Origin of the sequence: Staphylococcus sp. GDX8P80P (assembly GCF_017893095.1) — a bacterium.
GTDB classification, from domain to species: domain Bacteria; phylum Bacillota; class Bacilli; order Staphylococcales; family Staphylococcaceae; genus Staphylococcus; species Staphylococcus borealis.
The window spans coordinates 22,415-33,112 of record NZ_JAESMI010000007.1 but is presented as its reverse complement, the minus strand read 5'-3'; the positions used below and the strand labels follow the sequence as shown (position 1 = coordinate 33,112).

11 protein-coding genes are annotated in these 10,698 nt (G+C 34.8%); all 11 read left to right on the top strand.

Going from position 1 to position 10,698, the window contains the following annotated elements; translation table 11 throughout:
• Positions 1-255 precede the first annotated feature (255 nt).
• Positions 256-1,527: a UDP-N-acetylglucosamine 1-carboxyvinyltransferase gene (locus KA858_RS00900; protein ID WP_210134763.1), complete on the top strand. Its 1,272-nt coding sequence runs from the start codon at positions 256-258 to the stop codon at positions 1,525-1,527.
• Between the two features lie 280 nt (positions 1,528-1,807).
• Positions 1,808-2,143 (top strand): winged helix-turn-helix transcriptional regulator, encoded by a 336-nt coding sequence (locus KA858_RS00895; RefSeq protein WP_053031140.1) that lies wholly within the window; start codon positions 1,808-1,810, stop codon positions 2,141-2,143.
• 169 nt (positions 2,144-2,312) lie between these two features.
• On the top strand, positions 2,313-3,740 hold the full coding sequence (locus KA858_RS00890) for an aldehyde dehydrogenase family protein (RefSeq protein ID WP_070855636.1): 1,428 nt from the start codon (positions 2,313-2,315) through the stop codon (positions 3,738-3,740).
• A 267-nt stretch (positions 3,741-4,007) separates the two neighbouring features.
• A complete protein-coding gene (gene rho / locus KA858_RS00885; RefSeq protein WP_053031144.1) occupies positions 4,008-5,324 on the top strand; it encodes a transcription termination factor Rho in 1,317 nt (438 codons plus the stop codon).
• Positions 5,325-5,442: 118 nt separating this feature from the next.
• Positions 5,443-5,700 carry a type B 50S ribosomal protein L31 gene (locus KA858_RS00880; RefSeq protein ID WP_011275226.1) on the top strand — a complete coding sequence of 86 codons (258 nt, stop codon included), beginning with the start codon at positions 5,443-5,445 and terminating at the stop codon, positions 5,698-5,700.
• Between the two features lie 150 nt (positions 5,701-5,850).
• Positions 5,851-6,450 carry a thymidine kinase gene (locus tag KA858_RS00875; protein WP_210134762.1) on the top strand — a complete coding sequence of 200 codons (600 nt, stop codon included), beginning with the start codon at positions 5,851-5,853 and terminating at the stop codon, positions 6,448-6,450.
• Positions 6,450-7,526, top strand: coding sequence for a peptide chain release factor 1 (prfA, locus tag KA858_RS00870; RefSeq protein WP_075108997.1), 1,077 nt, complete (start codon positions 6,450-6,452; stop codon positions 7,524-7,526). Before KA858_RS00875 ends, prfA begins: the two co-directional genes overlap by 1 nt.
• Positions 7,513-8,349, top strand: coding sequence for a peptide chain release factor N(5)-glutamine methyltransferase (gene prmC, locus KA858_RS00865; RefSeq protein ID WP_075108998.1), 837 nt, complete (start codon positions 7,513-7,515; stop codon positions 8,347-8,349). The genes prfA and prmC overlap by 14 nt, the downstream gene beginning before the upstream one ends.
• Positions 8,350-8,604: 255 nt before the next feature.
• Positions 8,605-9,648 carry an L-threonylcarbamoyladenylate synthase gene (locus KA858_RS00860; protein ID WP_210134761.1) on the top strand — a complete coding sequence of 348 codons (1,044 nt, stop codon included), beginning with the start codon at positions 8,605-8,607 and terminating at the stop codon, positions 9,646-9,648.
• Complete coding sequence (locus tag KA858_RS00855; RefSeq protein ID WP_075109000.1) at positions 9,645-10,061, top strand: low molecular weight protein arginine phosphatase; 417 nt, start codon at positions 9,645-9,647, stop codon at positions 10,059-10,061. The genes KA858_RS00860 and KA858_RS00855 overlap by 4 nt, the downstream gene beginning before the upstream one ends.
• Before the next feature lie 111 nt (positions 10,062-10,172).
• The gene (locus KA858_RS00850; RefSeq protein WP_075109001.1) at positions 10,173-10,697 is read left to right on the top strand and encodes a TIGR01440 family protein; all 525 of its coding nucleotides are present in this window, start codon (positions 10,173-10,175) and stop codon (positions 10,695-10,697) included.
• Position 10,698: the final 1 nt, after the last annotated feature.

The following is a 10,698-nucleotide window of genomic DNA, read 5'->3' as shown; positions in this document are numbered from 1 at the left end:
TTTGAATCTCTTCGCTTTTCAGTGTAAAATGTACTTGGGTCATGTAAAAGTCCTCCTGGGTATGTTTTTGTCGTTAAAAACATTGTACCGTAAAAGGACTGTTATATGGCCTTTTTACTTTTACACAATTATACGGACTTTATCTGCAATTATCTTTAATTCATAATAATTTATGTTTTACAAATAAAGAATGTATATTTTATAATGCTACTAATGTATTATTTTAAATAAATGAGAAACAAAGGAGATAAACTTATGACTCAAGAGGTAATAAAAATTCGCGGTGGTCAAACACTAAAGGGAGAAGTTACGATAAGCGGTGCCAAAAATAGCGCAGTAGCTATCATCCCAGCAACATTATTAGCTCAAGGCCAAGTGAAATTAGATGGCTTACCACAAATTTCCGATGTAGAAACACTAGTTAGTTTATTGGAAGATTTAAACATTAAGGCTCAATTAAATGGTAAAACGCTAGAAGTTGATACTTCTGAAATTCAAAATGCACCACTGCCTAACAATAAGGTTGAATCTCTTCGAGCATCTTACTATATGATGGGAGCGATGTTGGGTCGCTTTAAAAAATGCGTTATCGGCTTACCTGGTGGTTGTCCATTAGGACCACGTCCGATTGATCAACATATTAAAGGTTTCAAAGCATTAGGAGCAGAAATCGATGAATCCAATGACACGTCAATGAAGATTGAAGCTAAAGAATTACATGGTGCTAACATCTTCTTAGATATGGTCAGTGTAGGTGCAACGATTAATATTATGTTAGCTGCTGTACATGCGAAAGGTCAGACAGTTATTGAGAATGCTGCCAAAGAACCTGAAGTTGTAGATGTAGCTAATTTCTTAAATAGTCTTGGTGCAAATATTAAAGGTGCAGGTACAAGTACGCTAAAAATTAATGGTGTTAAAGACTTGCATGGTTCTGAATATCAAATTATTCCTGACCGTATTGAAGCGGGTACATATATGTGTATCGCAGCTGCAGTTGGAGAAGAAATAACGATTAATAATATCGTTCCTAAACACGTTGAAGCTTTAACGGTTAAGTTAAAAGAACTAGGCGTAGATATTGAAATCGATGGAGATGCTGAAAAAGCTATCATTAAACGCAAACCTATGTACAAAAATGTAGACATTAAAACTTTAGTATATCCAGGTTTTGCAACAGATTTACAGCAGCCAATAACGCCATTATTATTTATGGCAGATGGTCCTTCGTTTGTTACAGAAACGATATATCCTGCGCGTTTTAGACATGTCGATGAGTTAAAGCAAATGGGGGCCAATATTGATGCAGACATGCAAACAGGAACAGCGACAATTAAACCTTCAACATTAAATGGTGCTGACGTATATGCGAGTGATCTACGTGCTGGTGCATGTCTAATTATTGCTGGTCTATTAGCTGAAGGTATTACTACAATTTATAATGTTAGACATATTTATAGAGGTTATACTGATATCGTTACACATTTGAAAATGCTAGGCGCAGATATTTGGACGGAAGAAGTTTAATCACTACGATAAATTTAAGAAACAAGTCTAAGTCTTAATAAAATGTCTTTTTGATTTGATATTTAGCTGTGAATGATTCAGATGCATTTGTTTGATGATTTCAATTGATCTATAATTGATAGTTTTAGACGTTGTATTAGGGCTTGTTTTTCTGGTATAATAATTATATTAGATACTAATATGTTGTAGACTTATAACCATTACTGAAACTAATGTAATGTATTTATAAGTGATTTTTAGTACCTACAATCTAAAGATGTTTTGAATAGAGGTGAAGACATTGGAAATCTGTCCATATCTTGAAGAAACCTTTAAAATTGTTGGTAGAAGTTGGAACGGTTTAATCATTAATTATCTATCACGATGCACTGATTATACTGCGCACTTTTCCGATATGAAAAGGGATTTGAAGACCATTACACCACGTGCATTAAGTATTAAATTAACTGACTTAGGTGAATGGGGATTAGTAGAAAAGAAAGTAGTTTCAACTAGTCCAGTTTCAATCATTTATGAATTGACTGATAAAGGCAAAGCTTTAGCTGAAGCTTTGAAACCTATAGAAGCGTGGGCTCGTGAACACGTTACACTTGAAGAAGAAGTTAAATCTAAATAATAGAGTTAAGCGTTTTGTACTATACACGGAATGAATCTAACAGTTGAGATTAGTCATTTTAAATATTGGTGCAAAACGCTTTTATTATGCTGTACTGACATGGTATGTTTAATTCTCGATAAAAAAAGGTACACACATGATATAACGATTCTTAAGGAGTGAAGCATTGATGAGAAATTATACGCAACAATATATCAATGGCGAATGGGTTGATAGCGATAGTAATGAAACAATTGAAGTCATTAATCCAGCAACAGAAGAAGTCATTGGTAAGGTAGCTAAAGGTAATGCTAACGATGTTGACAAAGCAGTAGAAGCTGCAAATAACGTATATTTAGAATTTCGTCATAGCTCAGTAAAAGAAAGAAAAGAACTATTAGATAAAATTGTAGAAGAATATAAAAATAGAAAACAAGACATTATAGAAGCTATTACAGATGAACTTGGTGCACCACTCACATTATCTGAAAATGTGCATTATCAAATGGGATTAGATCATTTCCAAGAAGCTAGCAGAGCGCTAGATTCATTTGAATTTGATGAAAGACGTGGCGATGCATTAGTAACTAAAGAAGCGATAGGTGTTTCAGGATTAGTGACACCATGGAACTTCCCAACTAATCAAACGTCATTGAAATTAGCCGCTGCATTTGCAGCAGGAAGTCCTGTAGTTCTAAAACCTTCTGAAGAAACACCATTTGCAGCCGTTATTTTAGCTGAAATTTTTGATAAAGTAGGCGTGCCTAAAGGTGTATTCAATCTAGTAAACGGTGACGGTGAAGGTGTCGGTAATCCTCTAAGTGAGCATCCTAAAGTCAGAATGATGTCATTTACTGGTTCAGGTCGTACAGGCTCTAAAATTATGGAAAAGGCTTCTAAAGATTTCAAGAAAGTATCACTTGAATTAGGTGGTAAATCACCATATATCGTTTTAGATGATGTTGATGTTAAGGAAGCTGCAAAAGCGACAACTGGCAAAGTCGTTAATAATACAGGTCAAGTTTGTACTGCTGGTACACGTATTTTGATACCAGAAAGTAAAAAAGAAGATTTCTTAACCGCATTAAAAGAAGAATTTAGTAAAGTTAAAGTTGGCGATCCACGTGAAGAAGGCACTCAAGTCGGTCCAATTATTAGTAAAAAACAATTTGATACAGTTCAATCCTATATTGATAAAGGGATTGAAGAAGGCGCCGAATTATTCTATGGTGGTCCTGGTAAACCAGAAGGGTTAAATAAAGGTTACTTTGCAAGACCAACCATTTTCATTAATGTTGATAACGATATGACCATTGCGCAAGAAGAAATCTTTGGTCCAGTTGCCTCTGTTATCACTTATAATGACTTAGATGAAGCAATTAAAATTGCAAATGATACAAAATATGGATTAGCAGGTTACGTAATTGGTAAAGATAAAGAAACACTTCAAAAAGTAGCACGCTCAATTGAAGCTGGACGAATTGAAATCAATGAGGCTGGCAATCAACCTGATTTACCGTTTGGTGGTTACAAACAATCTGGTATCGGCCGAGAGTGGGGCGATTACGGAATTGAAGAATTCTTAGAAGTGAAATCAATTGCCGGCTATTTCAGTTAATTTTAAAAATTAATTAATTTGTCATTTATAACAGTTCATGGGATATTTTTAGTTCCATGAGCTGTTTTATTTTTGGAAATTTAATAAAATCGTTTTGTATTTAAATTGAAAATTTGCTATATTAATTCTAGTATTCAAGACTTTAAAAAGTAATATATGAAATGTCCAAAATAGATTTTGTGATTTATCGAAGTGAATCTATAAGGAATTATTTCTTTTCAAGTCAAATTTAAGTCTTTATAAATATATAAGAAATGGGTGCAATTTATGCCTGAAAAAGTACGTACATCTCCGCAATATGAGTCGTTTCATGAATTGTATAAAAACTACACAACAAAAGAATTAACACAGAAAGCCAAATCGTTAAAACTTACAAATTATAGTAAGTTAAACAAGAGTGAATTAGTATTAGCTATTATGGAAGCCCAAATGGAAAAAGATGGGAACTACTACATGGAAGGTGTCTTGGATGATATCCAACCTGATGGCTATGGATTTTTAAGAACAGTCAATTATTCAAAAGGTGAAAAGGACATTTATATATCTGCAAGTCAAATTCGCCGTTTCGAAATCAAACGTGGTGACAAAGTAACTGGTAAAGTGCGTAAACCCAAAGATAATGAAAAATATTACGGTTTATTACAAGTAGACTTTGTTAATGACGAAAATGCTGAAGTTGTAAAAAAACGCCCTCACTTTCAAGCTTTAACACCTCTTTATCCTGAGGAAAGAATCGTTTTAGAAACAGAACCCCAAAATTATTCAACACGTATTATGGATTTAGTTACACCGATTGGTTTAGGTCAACGTGGACTTATCGTTGCGCCACCAAAAGCTGGTAAAACATCATTATTAAAAGAAATTGCTAATGCGATTTGCAAAAATAAACCTGATGCGAAATTGTTTGTTTTATTAGTAGGGGAACGACCAGAAGAAGTCACTGATATAGAACGCTCTGTAGAATCTGCTGAAGTAGTACATTCAACTTTTGATGAGCCGCCTCAACACCACGTAAAAGTAGCTGAATTATTATTAGAACGTGCTAAACGTTTAGTTGAGATTGGTCAAGATGTGATTATTTTAATGGACTCAATTACTCGATTGGCAAGAGCATATAACCTTGTTATACCGCCAAGTGGACGAACACTATCAGGTGGACTTGATCCCGCTTCATTACACAAGCCTAAAGCATTTTTTGGTGCTGCACGTAATATTGAAGCAGGTGGGAGCTTAACGATATTAGCTACTGCATTAGTAGAAACTGGTTCACGTATGGATGATATGATTTATGAAGAGTTCAAAGGAACAGGAAATATGGAACTCCATCTTGATCGTAAATTGTCTGAACGACGAATTTTCCCAGCAATTGATATTGGAAGAAGTTCTACACGTAAAGAAGAATTATTAATTAGTAAATCTGAACTAGATTCATTATGGCAATTAAGAAACATGTTTACGGATTCTACAGATTTCACTGAAAGGTTCATTAGAAAACTTAAACGCTCTAAAAGTAATAAAGAATTTTTCGAGCAATTACAAAAGGCTGCAGAAGAAAGTACAAAAACAGGTAAACCAATTATTTAATGAATATCTGTTTGAGGGTTGCGTTTTAATCTAATAACTATTATAATTACCAAGTATTGGGTAAAAAACTCACAAATAACTCTGTTCCAGATGGTTCAGGGCAAAGGAGCTGAAAATAATGAGACAAGGAATCCATCCTGATTATCACAAAGTTATCTTTTTAGATACAACAACAAACTTTAAATTTTTAAGTGGTTCAACTAAAACATCTTCAGAAACAATGGAATGGGAAGATGGCAATGAATACCCAGTTATTCGTTTAGATGTATCTTCAGATTCACATCCATTCTACACAGGACGTCAAAAATTCGCTGCTGCGGATGGTCGTGTGGAACGTTTCAACAAAAAGTTTGGTCTCAAATCAAACAACAACTAATTATAAGTTTAAACTGTCTGCCTAGTCTATTTTATATAGAATCGCGTAGGCAGTTTTTTTAAATTTAAGTAGTCTTTAAAGAGATAGTTATAATACATAGAAATATGATATAATTAAGCGATTATGTTTTTGTAAAAGGTGGAACTTATAATGTATGAAACTTACCATTCCGGTTGGATTGAATGCATTACTGGAAGTATGTTTAGCGGTAAGTCAGAAGAACTTATTCGTAGATTAAGAAGAGGCATATACGCTAAACAAAAAGTAGTAGTGTTTAAACCAGCGATTGATGATCGTTATCACAAAGAAAAAGTTGTTTCTCATGACGGAAATGAATTAGAAGCAATTAATATTTCGACATCTAGAGATATATTGTTGCATGATTTATCTCAAGTTGATGTCATTGGCATTGATGAAATTCAATTTTTTGATAAAGAAATTGTAAATATAGTTGAGAAGCTTGCAGAAAATGGTCATCGAGTTGTGGTAGCAGGCTTAGATATGGATTTTAGAGGAGAACCATTTGAACCGATGCCTCAAATTATGGCGGTAAGTGAACAGGTTACTAAACTGCAAGCTGTTTGCGCAGTATGCGGCTCATCATCGAGTAGAACACAACGCTTAATCAATGGACAACCAGCTAAAGTTGATGATCCTATCATTTTAGTAGGCGCAAATGAAAGTTACGAACCGAGATGTCGAGCACATCATATAGTAGCACCAAGTACAAGTGAAGAGGAGGAAATGTAGTGTTTGATCAATTAGATATCGTTGAAGAAAGATATGAACAACTCAATGAGATGTTAAGTGACCCTGAAATCGTAAATGATCCAGACAAGTTACGCAAATATTCAAAAGAACAAGCTGATTTACAAAAAACAGTTGATGTATATAGAGACTATAAAAGTAAAAAAGAAGAAATAGCTGAAATTGATGACATGTTAAACGAAACAGATGATAAAGAAGAAATCGAAATGTTAAAAGAGGAAAGCGCTAGCTTGAAAAGTGTGATTCCTGATTTAGAAGAACAGCTTAAATTCTTACTAATACCAAAAGACCCTAACGATGAAAAAGACGTTATCGTTGAAATTAGAGCAGCTGCAGGTGGAGATGAAGCAGCCATCTTTGCGGGAGATTTACTAAGAATGTATAGTAAATATGCAGAATCTCAAAACTTTAAAACGGAAATAGTTGAAGCGGCTGAAAGTGACCATGGTGGTTACAAGGAAATTAGTTTCTCAGTTTCTGGGAACGGTGCATACAGTAAATTAAAATTTGAAAATGGCGCACATCGAGTTCAACGTGTACCAGAAACAGAATCAGGTGGCCGAATTCATACGTCAACAGCAACAGTTGCTGTACTGCCTGAAGTAGAAGATGTTGAAATTGAAATTCGCAATGAAGATTTGAAAATAGACACATATCGTTCAAGTGGTGCAGGTGGTCAGCACGTCAATACTACTGACTCAGCTGTACGTATTACACACTTACCAACGGGTGTGATTGCGACATCTTCTGAAAAATCACAAATTCAAAACCGTGAAAAAGCTCTGAAAGTATTAAAAGCACGTCTATATGATATGAAATTACAAGAAGAACAACAAAAATATGCGGCACAACGTAAATCAGCAGTAGGAACTGGTGATAGATCTGAACGTGTTAGAACATATAACTATCCACAAAGTCGTGTGACAGACCATAGAATAGGTTTAACATTACAAAAGTTAGACCAAATTATGGAAGGTAAGTTAGATGAAATTATTGATGCTTTAACTTTATCTGAACAAACTGAGAAATTGAAAGAACTTAACAATGGTGAACTTTAAAGAAAAATTAGATAGTGCTATCAAACAAGCTGTAGAAAAAGGGTACGAACAATCAAGAGCGGAATGGTTAATGCTTGATTTATTTGGGTGGTCAAGAACGGATTATTTAATTCATATGTATGATGATATGTCAAAAGCAGAAGAAATTAAGTTTTCGCTGGCTACTGAACGAATGCTTTTAGGAGAACCAATCCAATATATTGTTGGATTTCAATCTTTTTATGGCTACCAATTTCAAGTCAATGAACATTGTTTAATTCCACGACCTGAAACCGAGGAAGTAATGTTGCATTTTCTTGAGCATTGTAACTCAAGCGCATCGATTGCTGATGTTGGAACGGGTAGTGGTGTATTGGCTGTTACATTAAAAAAGCTAAATAATGACTTTACTGTTTATGCAACAGATATCGTTCAAGAAACTATAGATATCGCTGCTGATAATGCGCATAATCATGAGGTGGATATCCATTTCTTGAAAGGCAATGCCTTGAAACCGTTTATCCAACATAATATTAAATTGGATGGTATTATTTCCAATCCACCATATATTGATGTTGATGAGATGGATACAATGGCACCTACAGTTGTTAAATACGAGCCCCATAAAGCATTATTCGCAGAAAATAAAGGCTATGCTATTTATGAATCAATCCTTAATGACTTACCTCAAGTGCTCAATGATGATGCTTATGTGACCTTTGAAATTGGCTATAATCAAGGTGAGAAATTAAGAAGTATCATTTTAGAAAAATATCCTAATTTGGATGTTAAAGTTATCAAAGATATAAATGGAAATGATAGAATCGTATCATTTAAATGGTGAAACTCAAAGGGAACGGGATAGATATTAAAATGAGTTCGTAGTCCCGCCCCAGCTTGTTTTGATTATGGAATTTCTTGATGAAATTCTTTTTGCTGGGTCCCACCGGTAAGGATGACTAGGTTTGAAATGGCTTAATTTAAGCGCGTTTTCAAATCAGTTAGCCACTGCCAAAAATGATATTGTAGGCTGAGACAGTTTGATTTGTCTCAGCTTCTTTTCCTATATATGAATAAAAATGATGGAGGAGTGAGCTTGATGAAAACAAATTTATGGGATATGCGTCAATATCAAAATGCGCCATTAGATTATCCGGAATTAGACAAAATAAAGCAGATATATCAAGATGGTGGTTTAATTGCAATTCCAACAGAAACAGTATATGGGTTGGGTGCAGATGCCCGAAATCAACAAGCCGTTTCAAATATATATCAAGCCAAGGGTCGTCCTTCCGACAATCCATTAATTGTACATATTCACGACATCTCTCAAATTGATGATTTTGTGTCACACTTACCAAGTGAGGCAAAATGCTTGATGGATGAATTTTGGCCAGGTCCGATTTCATTTATTTTACCTTTAAAGCCTGGGTATCTCTGTGACAAAGTGACAGGTGGTTTGCAATCCATCGCTGTACGTATGCCAAGTCATCCCATTGGCCGTGCAATTCTCCAATATACGGATATGCCGATTGCTGCGCCAAGTGCTAATGTCAGTGGTAGACCTTCACCTACGACGTTTCAACATGTTTATTCCGATTTAAATGGGAAGATAGATGGAATCGTTAATGGAGATCAAAGTGAAGAAGGCCTAGAAAGTACTGTACTCGATTGCACACAGTTCCCATTTAGAATAGCCAGACCAGGAGCAATTACACAATCAATGATTAATGAAGTCTTGCCTGGAAGTGTTGAACATTATCATTATGATACGACAAGCAAACCGATAGCCCCTGGTATGAAATATAAGCACTATGCTCCTGAAACACCTGTAACGATGCTGACAAATCTAAGTAAACCTATTACAACTGTTAAAGATTGGACGCATACCGCTTTTATTTTACCGGATAATTTAAAACACTTTGTCCCTAGTGATGCCATATTCATTTCGCTCTGTAAAGATCAGCATGATACGAAACAAGCCAATCATAATTTGTTTAAAATACTCCATGATATCGATGAAAATTCAGAAATACATGAGGCATATATTTATGCATTTGATAAAACAGATACAACAGAGGCAATTATGAACAGAATGCGTAAAGCTACAGGAAATCACTTAGTTAGAGGTGAAACATTATGAGAATAACGTTTGTATGTACTGGAAATACGTGTCGTAGTCCGATGGCAGAAAGTATTGCAAAGAAAATACTCGAAAAAGATGTTATTAATTCAAGAGGGTTATTTGCAGTAGATGGACAATCTATTTCACCTGAATCACTTAAAGTAATCGCTGAGCATGAATTGCCAGAACCTACGCGGGCCAAGCAATTTAGTAAGGCGGATTTAGAAAGCGATTTAATCTTAACAATGACTGAAATGCATAAACAACAACTTATTTATAGTTTTGGTGATAATGGTCGCATTTATCAACTTGGTGAATATGTTGGGGAATCAGGTGATATTGGCGATCCATTTGGAGGTAGTATTGAAACCTACCGACAAACATTTAAAGAGCTTCAACACTTAATAAGTAAATTACAGTCAGATTCATAAAGCGAAATATTATACAATTAGTATATGTTAAGCGTTAAATAAGTTATAATAAAGAAGTATAGCTAGTTTGCTATGCTTCTTTTTAATTATGTAATTAAGGTGGAGATTTCAATGCAAGAACTTAAAACTTTGCTTGATGAACTTAAGGCGCAATCTTTTTTCAAGAAAGATGAAATTTGCGTGATAGGATGTTCGACTTCTGAAGTTATAGGACAAAAGATAGGTTCTGTAGGATCAATGGAAGTTGCAGAGGAAATCTTTAGCGCATTAGCACAAGTGAAACAAGAGACTGGTGTTTCTTTTGCATTTCAAGGCTGTGAGCATATTAACAGAGCAGTTACAATTGAACGTGAAGATTTCAATCCGCTAACGATGGAAGAAGTATCAGTTGTTCCTGATGTTCACGCAGGTGGAAGTCTTGCAACTTATGCTTATAAGCAAATGAATGATCCAATCGTAGTTGAACATATTTCAGTCCCTAAGGGTATTGATATTGGTCAAACATTAATTGGAATGCATATTAAACACGTTTGTGTACCGGTTAGAACAAGTGTCAAACAAGTTGGTGAAGCTATTGTTACGATAGCTACATCAAGACCTAAGAAAATCGGTGGTGAACGAGCTAAATACGAATAAG

Excerpts from the sequence above, each read along its gene's own strand:
- KA858_RS00900 (WP_210134763.1), top strand. The coding sequence starts at position 256 with ATGACTCAAGAGGTAATAAAAATTCGCGGTGGTCAAACACTAAAGGGA.
- KA858_RS00890 (WP_070855636.1), top strand. The coding sequence starts at position 2,313 with ATGAGAAATTATACGCAACAATATATCAATGGCGAATGGGTTGATAGC.
- rho (WP_053031144.1), top strand. The coding sequence starts at position 4,008 with ATGCCTGAAAAAGTACGTACATCTCCGCAATATGAGTCGTTTCATGAA.
- KA858_RS00880 (WP_011275226.1), top strand. The coding sequence starts at position 5,443 with ATGAGACAAGGAATCCATCCTGATTATCACAAAGTTATCTTTTTAGAT.
- KA858_RS00875 (WP_210134762.1), top strand. The coding sequence starts at position 5,851 with ATGTATGAAACTTACCATTCCGGTTGGATTGAATGCATTACTGGAAGT.
- prmC (WP_075108998.1), top strand. The coding sequence starts at position 7,513 with ATGGTGAACTTTAAAGAAAAATTAGATAGTGCTATCAAACAAGCTGTA.
- KA858_RS00860 (WP_210134761.1), top strand. The coding sequence starts at position 8,605 with ATGAAAACAAATTTATGGGATATGCGTCAATATCAAAATGCGCCATTA.
- KA858_RS00855 (WP_075109000.1), top strand. The coding sequence starts at position 9,645 with ATGAGAATAACGTTTGTATGTACTGGAAATACGTGTCGTAGTCCGATG.
- KA858_RS00850 (WP_075109001.1), top strand. The coding sequence starts at position 10,173 with ATGCAAGAACTTAAAACTTTGCTTGATGAACTTAAGGCGCAATCTTTT.